Source organism: Sphingomonas cynarae (assembly GCF_039537815.1).
GTDB lineage: Bacteria > Pseudomonadota > Alphaproteobacteria > Sphingomonadales > Sphingomonadaceae > Sphingomonas > Sphingomonas cynarae.
Map to the genome: position 1 here is coordinate 1 of NZ_BAABBF010000001.1, position 16,670 is coordinate 16,670.

A 16,670-nucleotide genomic window follows, 5' to 3' on the forward strand; every position below is an offset into this window, starting at 1 on the left:
TATGGATACGTGAAGGACCTGTGAGAACAGCTTAGTGCTTACGACACATCCGACGCCTTGATAACGCCAGACATCCCGCAGGCCGCCGCCCACATGTCCCTTCATCTAAATCAACAATGTCAAAGAATCGACAACAATACCCGGCACGCCAACTCCCTCCGTTTCCGGATCAAGCCAACATCCCGTCGCTGTCGAAACCGCCAAACCAACCTTCCAGCCAGCCCCTGCGGTGACACCCCTCTACGGCCATGACAGTTTGACGTCAACAGGGTTTTTCGGCGCCGCGATGAAAAAGTTCCGGCGGACGCCTTGCGCGACAACGCTTTTCCGAACGGCCCGGCGCGCGTAGGCGGACCCATGCAGTACGGCCATCGCCCATCATGACCGCCCGCTACGATGCGATCATCCTGGGTGCCGGCGCAGCCGGAATGATGTGCGCCGCCGTCGCCGGCCAGCGGGGGCGGCGTATCCTGCTGGTCGATCATGCCGCCGAGCCCGGCGCGAAGATCGTCATCTCGGGTGGCGGACGGTGCAACTTCACCAATACCGGCACCGCGCCCGATCGCTTCCTGTCTGCCAACCCTCATTTCGCGAAATCCGCGCTCGGCCGCTACACCCCCGCCGATTTCATCGAACTGGTCGAGCGGCATGGCATCGCCTGGCACGAGAAGACGCTGGGCCAGTTGTTCTGTGACGGATCGGCGCGCCAGATCGTCGCGATGCTGATGGGCGAATGCGAACTGGGCGGCGTGGAGCGCGCCTTCGGGCAACCGGCCATGGTCGAGCATGACGGCACCGGTTTCCGGGTCGCGATCGGCGGCCGCACCGTCACCGCCCCCGCCTTCGTCGTCGCGACCGGCGGCCCCTCGATCCCCAAGATCGGCGCCACCGATGTCTCCTACCGGCTCGCCAAGCAGTTCGGCCTGAAGCTGGTCGAGCCCCGCCCCGCGCTGGTGCCGCTGACGCTGGGGCCGGACGAGGCCTTGTTCCGCGAACTGGCCGGCGTTTCCGCCACCGTCGTCGCGCAGGCGGGCAAGGCCGCGTTCCGGGAAGCCGCGCTGTTCACCCATCGCGGCCTGTCCGGCCCCGCGATCCTGCAGGCGTCGTCCTATTGGCGGCACGGCGAGACGGTCGCGATCGACTTCACCCCCGATCGGGACGCCGACTGGCTGGTGGACCTGAAGCGCGCCCAGCCCCGCGCCTCGTTGCGCCGCGCCCTTGGCCTGCCCGACCGGCTGGCCGACGCGCTGGCGGGGCGGTTGCAGATCGCGGACCGGCTGGCCGATATCCCCGACAAGGCGCTGCGCGCCGCCAGCACGCGACTCGGCCATTGGCCGTTCCGCCCCGATGGTAGCGAGGGCTATGCCAAGGCGGAGGTGACGGTGGGGGGAATCAGCACCGCCGAACTATCGTCCCGCACGATGGAAGCACGCCGTGTTCCAGGGCTTTACGCGATCGGCGAGGCGGTCGACGTTACGGGCTGGCTGGGCGGTTACAATTTTCAATGGGCATGGGCGAGCGGATCGGCTACAGGCAACGCGCTTTAGGGCTATACGCCAACGACCACGATACGCGCTGGTCCGGCGGGCGAAAGCCCCCATATTGGAATTCGATGCTTCCCGATAATCTCCCCGCGTCTCTTGCCGAGGCGCTTTCCGCCCGTGGTTACGACCAGCTCACCCCCGTGCAGTCGTCCGTCATCGCCCCGGAGGCCAGCGGCCGCGATTTGCTCGTGTCCGCCCAGACCGGCTCCGGCAAGACTGTTGCCTTCGGCCTCGCCATGGCGACCGAATTGCTGGTCGAAGGCAGCTTCCCGCCTGCCGGCCCGCCGCTGGCGCTGGTGATCGCCCCGACGCGCGAACTGGCGTTGCAGGTCAGCCGCGAACTGGAATGGCTCTATGCCGGCGCGCGCATCGCCACCTGCGTCGGGGGCATGGACGCCAGCCGCGAACGCCGCGCGCTCAGCCATGGTACGCATGTCGTGGTCGGCACGCCCGGCCGCCTGCGCGACCATCTGGAACGCGGCGCGCTGCGCCTGTCCTCCCTGCGCGTCGCCGTGCTCGACGAGGCGGACGAGATGCTCGACATGGGCTTCCGCGAGGATCTGGAACAGATTCTCGACGCGACCCCGACCGAGCGTCGGACGATGATGTTCTCCGCCACGCTGCCGCGCCCGATCGTCGCGCTGGCCAAGACCTATCAGCGCGATGCCGTCCGCATCTCGACGGTGGGCGAGGATCGCGGCCACGGCGATATCGAGTATCAGGCGGTCGCGGTTGCGCCGTCCGATATCGAACATGCCGTCGTCAACCTGCTGCGCTTCCACGAGGCGGAGACGGCGATGCTGTTCTGCGCCACGCGCGACAATGTCCGCCACCTGCACGCCAGCCTGGTCGAGCGCGGGTTCGCGGCGGTCGCGCTGTCGGGCGAGCATTCGCAGAACGAGCGCAACGCCGCGCTTCAGGCGCTGCGCGACGGGCGAGCCCGCGTCTGCGTCGCCACCGACGTGGCGGCGCGCGGCATCGATCTGCCCGGCCTCAGCCTGGTCGTCCATGTCGAGCTGCCGCGCGATGCGGAGACGTTGCAGCACCGCTCGGGTCGCACCGGCCGCGCCGGGCGCAAGGGCACCGCGATGCTGATCGTCCCCTATCCGAAGCGCCGCCGCGTCGACATGATGTTGCGCGGCGCGCGGATCGCGGCCAACTGGGTGCCGGTCCCCTCCGCCGACGACATTCGCGGCGCCGATCGCGAGCGGTTGCTGACCAAGCTGGCCGAACCGGTCGAGCTGGACGACGAGGATCGCGCCCTCGGCCAGCGGCTGCTGGAGACGAAGTCGCCCGAGGACGTCGCCGCGATGCTGGTCCGCGCGCTGCGTGCCAGCATGCCCAACCCGGAAGAGATGGCGGATGGCGCCAACGAGCCGCAGCGGCGCGAGGACGGGCATCGCCCCGGCTTCGACGATACCGTCTGGTTCCGGCTCGACATCGGCCGCCGTCAGAATGCCGATCCGCGCTGGCTGCTGCCGCTGCTCTGCCGCCGCGGCCATGTGACGCGCGAGGAGATCGGCGCGATCCGGATCGGCCCGTCCGAGACGTTCGTGCAGATCCCCCGCCCGATCGCCACGCGCTTCGCCGCTGCCGCCGCCAAGTCGTCACATGGTGGCGACGACGAGAGCGGGATCGCGATCACCGCGTCGGACGGTCCGCCGTCGATGCCGCGTGGCGCCCCGCGCGGTCGTCCGTCCAATGCCGGCGGATCGAATGCGGGTGGCGGTCCGCGGGGCGGCGCCGGTGGCGGCGCCCGCTACCGCGCCAAGCCGACGCCGCCGCGTCGCTGACGACACCGGGCGGGGTGTCGCTGCCCCGCCCTTTGACCGGATTGACGCCCTCCGTTATCCTGATCTGACGATCCGGGGGGACGACGATATGGCGACGCTGGCACCGACCATCGACAGGCATCCGCTGGCCGCCGATGGTTATGAGCGGATATTATCGGCCGGCGCCGTCGTCCTGCTCGTCGCCGTCACGGCCGCACTGGTGTGTGGCGCGGCGGAATGGGACTGGGTGCCGTTGCTGATCTGGCTGCATCTGGCGACGATCGTCGTCGCACTGGCGCTGACCCCGGTGATCCTGTTGGGGAAGCGCGGCGATGCCCGCCATCGTGGGCTGGGCCGGCTATGGGCTGGGGCGATGATCGCGACGGCGCTTCTGTCGCTGGGTATTCGTACCGCCGGCGGGTTCGGCATCATCCATCTCCTGTCGCTGTTCACACTGGTGCAGGTGCCATTGATCTGGTGGTCCGCGCGGCGACGCCAGGTGATCCGGCATCGTCGCGCGGTGCGTGGCATGGTGACGGGGGCGCTGCTAATCGCGGGTTTCTTCACCTTTCCCTTCGATCGGCTGCTGGGGCACTGGCTGTTCGGCTGATACCCAAGCCGCCCCGTTCGCCTACCCCCGCGCCCCGGCCCCGGCCCCGGCCCCGGCGACATAGCGATCCACCACCCGTTCCAGCAGCGTCAGCGGCACGTTGCCGGTGCCGACCACGACATCGTCGAATGCCTTCAGATCATACCGCGCGCCCAGTGCCGCCTGCGCCTTCCCGCGCAGCCGGTTGATCTCGTTATGGCCCATCTTGTACCCGCAGGCCTGCCCCGGCATCGCGGCATAGCGTTGCAGTTCGGCGGTCAGTTGCACCGCCGGCATCCCCGTCGCCGCCTGGAACCAGGCCAGCGCCTGTTCGAAGGTCCAGCGCCTGGCGTGCATCCCGGTGTCCACCACCAGCCGGCACGCGCGGAAGTTCATCGACTGGAGATAGCCGATCCGGCCCAGCGGATCGTCATCATACACGCCCAGTTCGCTGGCCAGTTGCTCGGCATAGAGCGCCCACCCTTCCGAATAGGCGTTGAACGCCAGCAGCGACCGGATCAGCGGCAGGCGATAGCTGTACTCGCCCTGCCAGATATGGCCGGGCAGTCCCTCGTGATAGCATAGGGTCGGCAGCGAATAGCGCGGCCAGGTCGCCGTGGTCTTCAGGTTGATGTAGTAAAGGCCGGGCTGCGACCCGTCCATCGATCCCGGCCCGGCATAGCCGTTGGGCGCGCCGTCCTGGATCGCGGGCGGCACCCGCTTGATCAGCAGACTGCCCTTCACCGGGCTGCCGAACGCGCGCGGCAGGCGGGTACGGATATCGGCGATCCGGCCGTTGAGATAGGCGAGCAGCTTCGCGCGCCCCGCATCGTCGTTGCTGAAGACCAGGTCGGGCCGGGTCGACAGCGCCGACAGCCGCTCGCCCACCGTCCCCCTGGTCAGGCCCTGCGCCTTCAGCAGCGTGTCGATCTCCGCGTTGATCGCGCGGTTCTGCTCCAGCCCCAGCGCGTGGATCGCCTCCGGCGTCTCGTTGGTGGTGGTCGCAGCCTTCACCAGCCAGCGATACCAGCCGCCCCCGCCGGGCCGCTGCCACAGCCCGGGGACCGCGCTGGCCCCCGGCCGCATCGCCGCGAACGCCGCGATCTGCCGGTCGAGCGCCGGCGCGATCCGCGCCGCGCACAATCGCGCCGCTTGTTCGGCATGGCGCGGCGGCAGCCCCGCCTTCGTGCATTTGGCCGCGAACGTCGCCACGATCGCCCAATCCGCCACGGGTGTCGCGCGGATGCCCTGCAACTGGCCCATCGTCAGGTCGATCACCAGCACCGGCGGGACCGCGCCCGCGGCGGCATCGGCGCGGATACGCGCCGTCTCGCCGTCCAGCGCGCGGGCATATTGGTCCAGCCGCGCCAGATAGGCTTCGGCATCGGCGGCACCCGCCACCTCGTGCTTGTTCTCCAGCAGATCGGGCACATCGGCATAGGCGCCCCCCAGTTGCGACACGAGATAGGGCGAATTGCGGAAACTGGCGGACGGGTTCAGCACCGCGACCTCGCCGACCGGCATTGTCCGCCACCCCTCGTCGGCCAGCGCATGAGCCGCCTCGGTCGTGTCGACATCCATCGCCACGGCCGGCGACAGACCGCGCCGGTCGATCCGCTTCAACGCCGTCAGATGCGTGGCACAGCGCCCGGCCCGCGCCCGGTCCGCCGCGGCGCTGCGATCGGCGAGCCGGCCGCGCAACGCGATCCGCTCGCCCTTGTCGATCCCCAGCGACAGGGCCGCTTCCGGCCAGTCCGCCAGCAAGGCGTCGGCGATGCCCGCCAGTCCCGCCGACGCCGCACGATCGCCCGGCATCGGCGTGCCCGGCGCGCCGGGACCAACCTGTGCCTCCGCCCCGGTCGGCCATGCCGCCGCCGCCACGCCGACGGCACCCGCCCCCACGATCACTTCGCGCCTGCCAATATCCACGCCGCCACTTTCCCTGCTGCCATTCCGCTCGCAGCATAACCGCGCCCGGCACCCGCACCACCACTCAAATGCCCCGCAGCGAAATCGCGCGACCGGCCCCCGTTTTCGAAAAGCGGAACGCTTGTGCCGCCCCCGCCCTTCGGTTATGCGGCATCCACGACGACCGGCCGACCGATCACACGATGTCGGCACGCCAGCGATCGTTCCCGACGAAGGCCATGCGCCTCAAGGGGTTGGCGGGTGTAGCTCAATGGTAGAGCAGAAGCTTCCCAAGCTACATGAAATGGCGGAATTCTGAGGTTTTTGCTGTAAACCGCGCAAAATTGGCCATCGCAAAATCAATAGCTTAGCGGGGCCCCTGTAAACCGCTGAAAGCAGGTTCCCGCCTTACCGGTGCGCGTGGTCACCACGCCCCTGCGAGCAATTCGGCCTGCTGAATCACGGTCTGGACGGCTGCGTCCTGAAGGTCGGGTGGATAGCCGTATTTGCGCAGGATGCGCTTCACAAGCACACGCATCCTGGCCCGGGCACTCTCCCGGTGGGACCAGTCGACGGTGGCGTTGGCGCGCAGGTTGTTGACCAGTTCTGCGGCGATCACCTTCAGGCTGTCGTTGCCCATGATGTCGACGGCGCTCTCGTTGTCGGCGAGCGCGTCGTAAAAAGCGATCTCCTCCGGGGTCAGCCCTTCCGCCTCGCCGCGGGCCTGTTCGGCACGAATCTGCTTGGCGAGGTCGATCAGCGTCTGCAGCACCTCGACCGTGCTGACCGCGTTGGTGTGGTAGCGGGCGATGGCGTCGGTCAGGCGTTCGGAATAGCGGCGGCTTTCGACCGTGTTGGTGCGGCTGCGGGAGCGGATCTGGTCGCCCAGCAGCTTCTTCAGCGCCTCCAGCGCTAAGTTCGGGCGCTCCATCGCCTTCACCTCAGCAAGGAAATCGTCGGACAGGATCGAGATGTCGGGCGTGGTCAGGCCGGCCGCGCGTAAAATGTCGACGATCTCGGTCGACACCACCGACTTGTCGATCAACTGCTGGACGGCGAAGTCGCGGTCGCTCGTCGAGCCGCTGCCGCCACCCGTCTTAGCGAGCGCGGCGCGGATCGTCTGGTAGAAGGCAATGTCGTCGCGGATCTCGCGGGCCTCGTCGCTGGCAGCGGCCAGGGCGAAGGCCTTGGTCAGAGCCAACACTGCATCCTGAAAGCGGCGGTGAGCGGCCTTGCGGGCCTCGTCGGTCGTCTCCTTGATCGCGGCCTCATGCTGGCGGGCGAGGATGAACTCGATCGCTTCGGCCAGACACTTCAGCCGCGCGACCGGCGTGCCGGATATACCGGGCGTGCAGTCGAAGCCGTGAAACATCGCCTGCACCACGTCGAACTTCTCGAGCAGCACCGCGACCGCCTGGGCCTCGTCAATGCCGGTCTCGGCCGCGTCGGATGCGGAATATTGGCCGAGCGCCTTCTTCAGGTTCTGAGCGATGCCGATGTAATCGACTACCAGCCCCGCCGGCTTGTCGCGGAACACGCGGTTCACACGCGCGATCGCCTGCATCAGGCCATGACCGCGCATCGGCTTGTCGATGTACATGGTGTGCATCGACGGCGCGTCGAAGCCGGTTAGCCACATGTCCCGCACGATCACGAGGCGAAGCGAATCGGCCGGGTCCTTGGCCCGCTTGGCCAGCAGATCGCGCCGCGCCTTGTTGCCGATGTGCGGCTGCCACGCGGGCACGTCGGCAGCGGAGCCGGTCATCACGACCTTCACCGCGCCCGTCTTGTCGTCGTCGCTGTGCCATTCGGGCCGTAGCGCAACGATCTCGTCATAGAGCGCGACGCAGATGCGGCGGCTCATGCAGACAACCATTGCCTTGCCGTCCATCGCCGCGAGCCGATCCTCCAGATGCGCGACCAGATCGGCGGCGACCATCTCCAGTCGCTTCTTCGATCCGACCAGCTTCTCCACCGCGGACCAGCGCTGTTTCAGCCGTTCCTGCTCGCTGGTCGCCTCGTCCTCGGTCAGGCCGTCGATCTCGGCATCGATGACCGGCAGTTCCTCGGGCGGCAACTCGATACGGGCCAGCCGGCTCTCGTAATAGATCGGCACGGTGGCGCCGTCCTCGACCGCGCGGCTGATATCGTAGACGTCGACATAGTCGCCGAACACGGCGGGTGTGTTGACGTCGTCCTTCTCGATCGGCGTTCCGGTGAAGCCGATGAACGAGGCGTTGGGCAGTGCGTCGCGCAGATATTTGGCGAAGCCATAGGCCACCTCGCCGGTCTTGCGATCGATCCGCGCGCGGAAGCCATATTGCGAGCGGTGTGCCTCGTCGGCAATGACGATGACGTTGCGGCGGTCGCTGATCGCGGGATAGTCGCTGGTCCCCGGCGGCGGCGCGAACTTCTGCATCGTCGTGAAGATCACCCCCCCGGATGCGCGGTCGAGCCGGTCGGTTAGGTCTTCGCGGCTGTCGATCTGGATCGGCGTCTGGCGGATCAGGTCGGCGCACATCGCGAATGTGGCGAACAGCTGGTCGTCCAGATCGTTGCGGTCGGTGATCACGACGATCGTTGGGTTCTCCAGCGCGGGTTCGCGAACCAGCAGCCCGGCATAGAAGGCCATTAGAAAGCTCTTGCCGCTGCCTTGCGTGTGCCAGATCACGCCAATCCGGCGGTCGCCATCAGGATGCGCGGCGGCGTCGGGCAGGCCGTAGCGCAATGGGCTTTCCCGCATCGCGCTGTCTGCCGCGACACCCGGCACCGCGCGCAACGTCGCGGCAACGGCGCGTTGGGCAGCGTGGAACTGGTGGTAGCCGGCGATGATCTTCACGATACCGCGCCCGCCCTCGCCGAACACGGTGAAGTCGCGGATCAGCTTCAGCAGGCGCTGCCGATCCAGTACGCCGGCGATCATCACCTCAAGCTCGGGCAGCCCTTTGGGCGCGATGTCCTCGCCGTCAACGGTGCGCCACGGCATGAAGCGTTCTTGGTCCGCGGTGAGCGACCCGATCCGCGAGGTCATGCCGTCCGACGCAATTAGCAGCGCGTTGGTGCGGAAGAGCGATCCGATCTCGCGCTTGTATGTCTGAAGCTGGTTGTAGGCGCCGGTGAAAGTGGCGTTCTCGTCGCCGGGGTTCTTCAGCTCGATCACCGCGATCGGCAGGCCGTTGAGGAACAGCACGATGTCGGGCCGGCGGGTGTGGCCGCGCTCAATGACGGTGAACTGGTTAATCGCCAGCCAGTCGTTCACGTCGAGGCCTTCGCCTGATGCGGTGAAGTCGACCAGCCGCACGCGATCGCCACGGATCGTTCCGTCCGGCGCATGATATTCGACCGGTACGCCCTCGACGATTAGCCGATGGAGGCGGCGGTTTTCCTCCACTAAGGACGGCATTTCGACCGCCATCACCTTGCGGATCGCGTCGGCACGTGCGTCGGCGGGAATATGCGGGTTAAGGCGGTCGATCGCGGCGGCGAGGCGGGCAGGCAGGATTACGTCGCTATTGGTGCCGCGCTCAGGCGCCTTGCCGTCGGGCGAGGCGTCGATACCATAGGCGACCTGCCAACCGTGTTCCGCGAGCCAAGCGAGCGCGGCTTCCTCGACAATGGACTCGGTGAGTTTAGCCATGGTTCACGTCCACGATGTCGCTGTTCCTGGTGTCAGCATCTGCCTCGCGACTGGCGATCAGCGCCGCAACGTAAGCGTCGCGGTCAAACTCGAAAAGGAGGCGAGATGCTTCAATGGTCAGCGTGATTACGTCGTCGTTCGGCAGTGAAATGGTGATGTCCACCGCTGCATCAAATTCGGATTCGAGCGCGGCAACGCCCACATTGCGGTCGATGAGGGCGTTCATGCGGGCGAAGCGTTCATATGGCTCTCGCGTTCTGACCAACTCGGGCTCATGTTCCAGATATGCCTCATGCAGGAACATGATGATGGCGTCCGCAGCAAGGAGCGCCGCCCGCCGCTGATGCACGCTGAGCTTGAGAAGAAACCCGTCTCTGCCATGACTGACCGCTCCAGACGTGTTACGGAGATCGCCCAGAGATGTCGCAAGCTTATGATACTGCGAGATCAGTTTCCGGAATGACGCGTCTCTGACCTGGTCAAGATGTAGGACGCGCACTGCCGAACTGAGCCAAGCACCGAAGTCTGGGTTCTGCTCCGGTGGGGTCAGCGGAGATGTGGGATCGTCGAGGTTTGCCAATATCACCCGGCACGCACATTCGACGATCGCCTTGGCAGCATCGATGCAGGCGTCGTTATCGGATGCGAACTCCTGCTCCAAAGTCTCGAATGTCTGCTGAAGCATCGCGGCGTCTTTCCAGTAGGAACAGAACGCTTTTATTCCAGGATACCATGTCTCGCTCACAGTGACGTGCTAGCTTGCGACCGGACGTCCGCTACACGAATCTTTCCGGACATCATCTCGGGGAGGAGCGCGTCGCGCGTTCCGGCGAGGCTGCGGGATGCAATCCGGTTCGCCAGCATCTGCTCCATCATAGGTGATGCGAAGCGCTCGAAGGCCTCGAATATTGCCGGCGCTCCGGTCAATGCATTGACAGCTCGAAGCGCCGGTGGCGAAATGCGCTGATGGCTTTTCGATGTGCCAGTGACCATACCTTCCATGATCTGCCGGAAAGTCGCATCGCGGAACATCGCGAATAGCAGGCTTCGTCCAGCTGGTGCCCTCGGTACGAAGGTAAGGAACTCGGTTGAGGCGACCTGCTTCGCGTCCTTCGCCGATGTCGGCATCCATACGCGGGAAATCTCGGGATTGAGTTTCGAAAGCAGAACCGCGTTAGCCGGGAGCAATGTCTTATTGCTCTTGATCGTGTCGCCTCGATCTAGCGATGGTGATGCGCCGTTGTCGAAGGCCGGCAGGCTATAATGTTCGAACACTTCATCGCCGCTTCTCGCTGGATTGATCGATCCGGTGTGCTGATCAGCCAGATCACCAAGCGTGTATACGCTCCACCCTTCCGGCACGCCGTCAATGCCAAGTTGTCCGGGGAAGAGGGACCAGAGGTCGGGGGCGAGATAGGCGGGGCGGCCTTCGGCCTTGGCGCGGGTGGGGCCAAAATCAACGAACCAGTCCCGGAACAACGCTCGCGCGCTCGCCTCCAACGTCTCGTTCGTCTGCCGGTTGAGTTCGATCTTTTCGTCGATTGCGGAAATCACTGCGGCGATGTGCCGCTGCACCACGATTGGCGGTAGGTCGATTGTCATGCGCTTCAGATGCGATGGACCGTAATGTTGGATCACACTTCCTGATGCAACAGCGCTCGCCTGTAGCGAGAATGGTTGAGAGCCGAGAAACAGCTTTAGGTATCCCTCGTCCAGCCTCGGCGACGATGATCGAAACCTTATGATACCTGTGTAGAAAAGCGCGCCGACGGCCTCGTCACCGACGACCGCCGGTCTACCGAACGAAGCACTCGTTGAGATCAGGATATCGCCCTTGTTTAACCTGAAGTGCTTCCACTTTGTGGTGCCCTTTTCCTCGGATACGTAGTTGCAGCCATCCAATGTGACCTCGTATCCACCAAGACCGGAAAGTCGCACCAGCGGTATTCCGGTCTCATGAAAATCCTTTGCGAGGATGCCGGGTCCTTCCTGAAAGGTGACAACCTCTGGAAGAAGACATCGAGGCCAGTTTTCCATCATGCCGCCCCATCCACAAACAACGCCACGAGCCGCTGGTTCATATAATAGTTATTCCGTCCGATCCGCTGCTTGTCCAGAAAGCCCGCCGTCGCCAGCGTGTCGAGATACTTTGTCGCGGTCGGTCGGGACACGCCAAGTTCCTTCTCGACATACTCGATTCGCGTATAGGGGTGGCGGAACAGGTTGTTGAGCAGGTCCTGCGAATAGACCTTCGGATGGTCGGCGCGGATGCGCTGCTTGTAATCGGCCATCAGCATCCGCATCCCTTCGATCAGGGCCAGCGTGTCCTTGGCGGTCTGCGCGACGCCCCGGATCATGTAGAGCAGCCATGCTTCCCAAGCGTCAGCGGACCCGCGCGTGTCGCGCACGGCCTGCAACAGCCGGTAATAGTCGCCCTTGCGCCCGGTGATCCACCGGCTGAGATACAGTACCGGCACATCCAACAGCCCGCTGTGCGTCAGATACAGCATGTTGATGATCCGCCCGACGCGGCCGTTGCCATCGCTGAACGGGTGGATGCTTTCGAACTGGTGGTGGATGATGGCCATCTTCACTAGCGGGTCAAGGTCGCTGGCGTCATCCTCGTTGATGAATCGTTCCAGCGCGCCCATTTGCGCGCGCACCGCGTCGCCCTCCTGCGGGGGGACATAGACCATCTCACCGGTCTGGTCGTTCTTCAGTGCGGTGCCCGGCGTCGTGCGGAACGTCTCGTCGGTGCGTTTCAGCATCTGGAACATGGCGACGATCATGTTGTTCGTCAGCAGGCCGCCCAGCCGCCGCTGTTCCACGAAGCCCTCGCGCAACGCCTCCGCATAGCGCGCAACCTCCTTCGCATCGGCGGACGACGGGTTTTCGGGAAAGACGCTGGCGCGGAACAGTTCGTCTTGCGTGGTGACGATGTTCTCGATCTCCGAGCTGGCCTTGGCCTCCTGCAACGCCAGCGTGTCGATCAGGATGCCTTGGTTGGGGATCGCTGCGGCACGGCCCTTCAGTTCGGCCAGATGCCGGTGCGCCTGCGCCAGCGCCCGCAGTACCGCCGCCGTTTCCTGCACGCCCGGCGGCGGCAGGTCGGGGATGACATAGCTGGCTTTGAGCATCGACGGCCTCATGAAAGAAACGTGCGATTTCTTCGCACGTCCCACACGACGTGTAAAGGAAATGGGCTTTTCTTTACACGTCTTCGGAACGTGCCAAATCTGTTGCCACATCGTCCGACACGATCACGCTTGCGAGCCGCTGACGAATGACATCGGTCAATCGCGCGCTTTCGGCGAACTGCTCCTCCAGCGTCGCCTGTAGCGCGGCGAAGCGTTCGGCAAAGGGAACGGCGTCCGCCTCTATATCCTCGGCGCCGACATAGCGGCCGGGGGTGAGGACGTAGCCGTGGCCGGCGATGACGTCGTGACTGGCCGCGCTGGCGAAGCCGGGAACGTCGGCATAGCCCTCCCCCTCGCGCCACGCATGATAGGTGCCGGCGATCTTCGCGATGTCGTCGTCGCTGAACTCGCGGCGCGTGCGGTCGACCATGTGGCCGAGTTTGCGCCCGTCGATAAACAGGATCTCGCCGCGACGGTCGCGCAGCTTCTTGTCGCGGCCGATGCCGTTCGACTTGTCCTTGGCTAGGAACCAGATGCACACCGGGATCTGGGTCGAATAGAAGAGCTGGCCCGGCATCGCGATCATGCAGTCGATGACGTCGCCGTCCACCATCGCGCGGCGGATGTCACCCTCACCATTCTGGGTCGAGGACATCGACCCGTTGGCTAGGATCACGCCCGCGGTGCCGGTGGGCGCCAGATGGTGCAGGATGTGCTGGAGCCACGCGAAGTTCGCGTTGCCGGCGGGCGGCGGACCGAACTGCCAGCGCGCATCCTGCTTGATCCGGTCGCCGCCCCAGTCCGAAATGTTGAAGGGCGGGTTGGCGAGCACATAATCGGCGCGCAGGTCGGGCAGCTCGTCCTTGTGAAAGCTCCCCTCGCTGTTCCAGCGGATGTCGGCGTCGATGCCGCGCACCGCCAGATTCATCATCGCTAGCCGCCACGTCGTGTGGTTCGATTCCTGACCATAGATGGCGATGTCGCCGATGCGGCCGCCGTGGCTCTCTACGAACTTTTCCGACTGAACGAACATGCCGCCCGAGCCGCAGCACGGATCGTAGACGCGGCCCTTATAGGGCTCGAGCATCTCGACCATCGTCCGGACGACCGAACGCGGCGTGTAGAACTCGCCGCCGCGCTTGCCCTCGCTGCCGGCGAACTGGCCGAGGAAATACTCATAGACGCGGCCGAGCAGGTCACGTGATGCGTTGCCGGCGTCCTTGAAACCGATGCCGGAGATCAGGTCGATCAACTCGCCCAGCATCACGGCGTTCAGGCCCGGGCGGGCATAATCCTTGGGCAGCACGCCCTTAAGCCCTGGATTGACCTTCTCGATCTCTAGCATGGCATCATCAATGACCTTGCCGATGCCGGGCTGCTTCGCGCTCGCTTGCAGATGCGACCAGCGCGCGCCCTTGGGCACCCAGAAGATATTGTCGGCGCGGTATTCGTCCTCGTCCTCGGCACCCTCGGGATATTCGGCGAGCAGCTGCGCGTGCTTCGCCTCAAACCCCTCGGAGATGTGCTTGAGGAAGATCAGGCCGAGCGCGACATGCTTGTAGTCCGACGGCTCCATGTTGCCGCGCAGCTTGTCGGCGGCCCGGAAGAGCTCCGCCTCGAAACCCAGATCACCGCCTACCGCCGTCTTCTTCGCCGCTCTTGCCATCATCGTCCCAATGCTGCTCGCGCGAAGCGATACCCGGCCAGGGACTGTGCCGCCAGACCGCGTTGGATGTGGCGGAGGTTTTACCGGAGGATGAGGAAATTTAGGCGCAATTCCGCGTCGCTGGGGAAGCCCCGAGCGACTCTGGTGCGCGGCCCCGATTGCCGGGTCCGGATGGCGCCCGGCGGGCGCGTTCCTCCTCACCCGCGGGCGGGTGATCCGGAAGGTGACGGCTGCCGTCACGAGGGGGGTATGGCGGTCGGTGCCGATCCATTCCACACTGATGCCGTCACGCCGTGGGCACGGCGTGCCGGAGGCGCGGGATGGTCGGCGAGCGGGCGATCAGTCAGAGGATCAAAGCGGCGAATGGCAGGTTCGCCGGGCTGCTGCGCGCGCGCGAGGAAGACGAGCAGTTGCTCCTCATTGGGCGGGTCCGGATCAAGGAGCAAGCGAAGGAAGAGGCGGCGAACCGGCCCACCAGCGGCCGAAGCGCGTGGAAGATCGCTGCCGACTTCAGCGCACCGCTGCCCCGCCCGGGTCGTCCGCGGGCGGCGGATGGGATGACGAGCAGCTTCCACTTCCATTGCTGCAGCGTCACCCGGCCGTCGCGTGTCACGACAGCGGGCGCCGTGGCGGCAAATCATGCAGCCTATGTCGAGCGGTTCGAGGCTGTGGAGGCCGGATCAGCGCTCGATCACGCCGGCTATGTCGAGCGCGGCGATGCGGTCGAGGTTGCGGATCGACCGCTCGTCGTTAGCAACATATCAGACGATCCCGGCCGGCGCCGTGCCTATTGGGAGGCGGTCGACCGCTGCGAAAGGCTGGGCCATGAGGGGCTGAGCATCGACGCCAGCGCTATTGGCAGGTGGTTGAAAAGGGTAGCGGCCGACGACCTGCCTCCGGATTTCCTCGCCCATTGCCGTGCCGAGCGGAAGCGTCGGGTAGCCAACCGAAAAAGGCCGAAGTCGTTCAAGCCGAAGCGCTACCGCGCCGATGAGCCTGCCTGCGCGGCGATCCTCGACGTCTTACGGCGCGCGCCGGGTTGGCCGGACGAGGATCCGCCGGTCATCTTCACGCCTGGTTCCGCTGGCCGAACGCAGTATCGCTATGTCGCCGAGCTGCCGCATGAACTCGGCGCCGCCGATCGTGCCGCCATCGTTCGCAACTTTTGCGACCATCTCGGCTCGTTCGCCCGCGACGCGGAGGGCCGATCCACGGGCATGATGTATACCGCGGTGATCCACGCGCCGGGGCCGGACAACGACAAGCGGAACTTCCACCTCCACGTCATCGCACATGATCGCCCCGCCCAATGGATGCCCGGCCCGGGTAAGTGGGATTTCGAGATTGCCGAGGAGTTCAAGCGCAAGAGCGAGACCCGCGTCCGCTATCCGCACCGGCAGGAAAAGATCGTCGAGGTCAGCCGCAGCCTCGCGCCGGACAAGCGGCCGGAGCACTATAACGCCGCGATCGCCGGCAAAGCCTTCGTGCCACACCTGCGGGAACGCTTCGCCGGCATCTGCAACGACCGGCTTGCGCTGCGGGGCATCCAGCGCCGGATCGATGCGCGGTCGCACGAGGCGCTTGGGATCGAGAAAACGCCCGAGATCCACCTCGGCACCCGCGCCTCTGCGCTGGAGCGGGCGGGCGTGCCGACCGCGGTCGGCCGCTACAATGCGGCTGCCAGTTGGCAATACGCCGCGCTAGCCGAGCGACGCAGGACCGAGAGCTACTTCGCGCCCTGGCAGCAACAAGATGGTGTGCTGGCGAAGAGCGTCGCTGGGTTGTCCGAAGGCGTTGCCCTGATGGTAGAACGCCGCGCCGTGCTGCTTGCGCTTGCGGAGACACGGGATCTGGCGTGGGAAAACGATCGCCTCCGTCACCAGGCGCGGTCCCGTGCGCAGGCGACGCTCGACCATTGCGTCATGTCCCTTGCCCAGGTGAGTGGTAGCGTCGCGCACCGTAGGGCGATCGAAAAGCGCAAGCAGGAAGCGGAGGAGCATCTTGCCAAGGTCGAGGCCGCCATCGCGGCGGGTGAGGCCGACATCCAGGCGGCAGCTATAGCGATCGGTAAATTGCACCTGCGACACGTTGCCATCGACGCCCGCCTCACGGAAATCGCACGCGAAAGGAAGGCGCGCCTGAAGCTCATGGCTGGCCTCGATTTCGCTCCGCCCGTCGGAATGGTTTCTGAACAGCAGGCGCTGCAAGCCATCGGCGCGCTGGCTGGCGCCAGGTCGCTCGCGTCGGTGGGAGTGACCCGTGGCTGGCCTTGGGCGGCGCTGGCTGTCGTTGCCTGGGCCGTGCAGGTCGTGGTGGACCGGGTGACGATCCGGTCGATTGCGAGGGAACCGGGTGCGGCCGGCCGGATCGAAACATTGTAAGTCGGAAGCACTTTGCGGGACCGGGACCGAGGAAGG

General features: G+C 65.7%; 10 protein-coding genes. 4 read left to right on the plus strand and 6 right to left on the minus strand.

Annotated features, from left to right (window positions below; all coding sequences use genetic code 11):
- Positions 1-380: 380 nt before the first annotated feature.
- From ABD719_RS00005 to ABD719_RS00015, 3 genes are all read left to right on the plus strand, one after another.
- Positions 381-1,547, plus strand: a complete 1,167-nt coding sequence (locus tag ABD719_RS00005; protein WP_344691046.1) for a BaiN/RdsA family NAD(P)/FAD-dependent oxidoreductase — start codon at positions 381-383, stop codon at positions 1,545-1,547.
- 65 nt (positions 1,548-1,612) lie between these two features.
- The gene (locus ABD719_RS00010) at positions 1,613-3,337 is read left to right on the plus strand and encodes a DEAD/DEAH box helicase (protein WP_344691048.1); all 1,725 of its coding nucleotides are present in this window, start codon (positions 1,613-1,615) and stop codon (positions 3,335-3,337) included.
- Positions 3,338-3,425: 88 nt separating this feature from the next.
- Complete coding sequence (locus ABD719_RS00015; RefSeq protein ID WP_344691050.1) at positions 3,426-3,926, plus strand: DUF2306 domain-containing protein; 501 nt, start codon at positions 3,426-3,428, stop codon at positions 3,924-3,926.
- A 21-nt stretch (positions 3,927-3,947) separates the two neighbouring features.
- Here the strand turns inward: ABD719_RS00015 and ABD719_RS00020 are convergent, their stop codons facing one another.
- The 6 genes from ABD719_RS00020 to ABD719_RS00045 all read right to left on the minus strand — a co-directional run bounded on the left by ABD719_RS00020 (position 3,948) and on the right by ABD719_RS00045 (position 14,529).
- The gene (locus tag ABD719_RS00020) at positions 3,948-5,834 is read right to left on the minus strand and encodes a DUF885 domain-containing protein (RefSeq protein WP_344691052.1); all 1,887 of its coding nucleotides are present in this window, start codon (positions 5,832-5,834) and stop codon (positions 3,948-3,950) included.
- Between the two features lie 403 nt (positions 5,835-6,237).
- Entirely contained in the window at positions 6,238-9,450 is a 3,213-nt protein-coding gene (locus ABD719_RS00025) for a type I restriction endonuclease subunit R (RefSeq protein ID WP_344691054.1), read from the minus strand.
- The gene (locus ABD719_RS00030) at positions 9,443-10,135 is read right to left on the minus strand and encodes an abortive infection family protein (RefSeq protein WP_344691056.1); all 693 of its coding nucleotides are present in this window, start codon (positions 10,133-10,135) and stop codon (positions 9,443-9,445) included. The genes ABD719_RS00025 and ABD719_RS00030 overlap by 8 nt, the downstream gene beginning before the upstream one ends.
- Positions 10,136-10,191: 56 nt before the next feature.
- Positions 10,192-11,490 (minus strand): restriction endonuclease subunit S, encoded by a 1,299-nt coding sequence (locus ABD719_RS00035; protein ID WP_344691058.1) that lies wholly within the window; start codon positions 11,488-11,490, stop codon positions 10,192-10,194.
- Positions 11,487-12,587, minus strand: a complete 1,101-nt coding sequence (locus ABD719_RS00040; protein WP_344691060.1) for a Fic family protein — start codon at positions 12,585-12,587, stop codon at positions 11,487-11,489. Before ABD719_RS00040 ends, ABD719_RS00035 begins: the two co-directional genes overlap by 4 nt.
- Positions 12,588-12,660: 73 nt before the next feature.
- Positions 12,661-14,529 carry a class I SAM-dependent DNA methyltransferase gene (locus tag ABD719_RS00045; protein WP_344691062.1) on the minus strand — a complete coding sequence of 623 codons (1,869 nt, stop codon included), beginning with the start codon at positions 14,527-14,529 and terminating at the stop codon, positions 12,661-12,663.
- 44 nt (positions 14,530-14,573) lie between these two features.
- Here ABD719_RS00045 and ABD719_RS00050 point away from each other — a divergent pair, with 44 nt between their 5' ends.
- Positions 14,574-16,634: a MobA/MobL family protein gene (locus tag ABD719_RS00050; RefSeq protein ID WP_344691064.1), complete on the plus strand. Its 2,061-nt coding sequence runs from the start codon at positions 14,574-14,576 to the stop codon at positions 16,632-16,634.
- Positions 16,635-16,670: the final 36 nt, after the last annotated feature.

Excerpts from the sequence above, each read along its gene's own strand:
- ABD719_RS00010 (WP_344691048.1), top strand. The coding sequence starts at position 1,613 with ATGCTTCCCGATAATCTCCCCGCGTCTCTTGCCGAGGCGCTTTCCGCC.
- ABD719_RS00030 (WP_344691056.1), bottom strand. The coding sequence starts at position 10,135 with ATGCTTCAGCAGACATTCGAGACTTTGGAGCAGGAGTTCGCATCCGAT.
- ABD719_RS00025 (WP_344691054.1), bottom strand. The coding sequence starts at position 9,450 with ATGGCTAAACTCACCGAGTCCATTGTCGAGGAAGCCGCGCTCGCTTGG.
- ABD719_RS00005 (WP_344691046.1), top strand. The coding sequence starts at position 381 with ATGACCGCCCGCTACGATGCGATCATCCTGGGTGCCGGCGCAGCCGGA.
- ABD719_RS00050 (WP_344691064.1), top strand. The coding sequence starts at position 14,574 with ATGGTCGGCGAGCGGGCGATCAGTCAGAGGATCAAAGCGGCGAATGGC.
- ABD719_RS00040 (WP_344691060.1), bottom strand. The coding sequence starts at position 12,587 with ATGCTCAAAGCCAGCTATGTCATCCCCGACCTGCCGCCGCCGGGCGTG.
- ABD719_RS00035 (WP_344691058.1), bottom strand. The coding sequence starts at position 11,490 with ATGATGGAAAACTGGCCTCGATGTCTTCTTCCAGAGGTTGTCACCTTT.
- ABD719_RS00015 (WP_344691050.1), top strand. The coding sequence starts at position 3,426 with ATGGCGACGCTGGCACCGACCATCGACAGGCATCCGCTGGCCGCCGAT.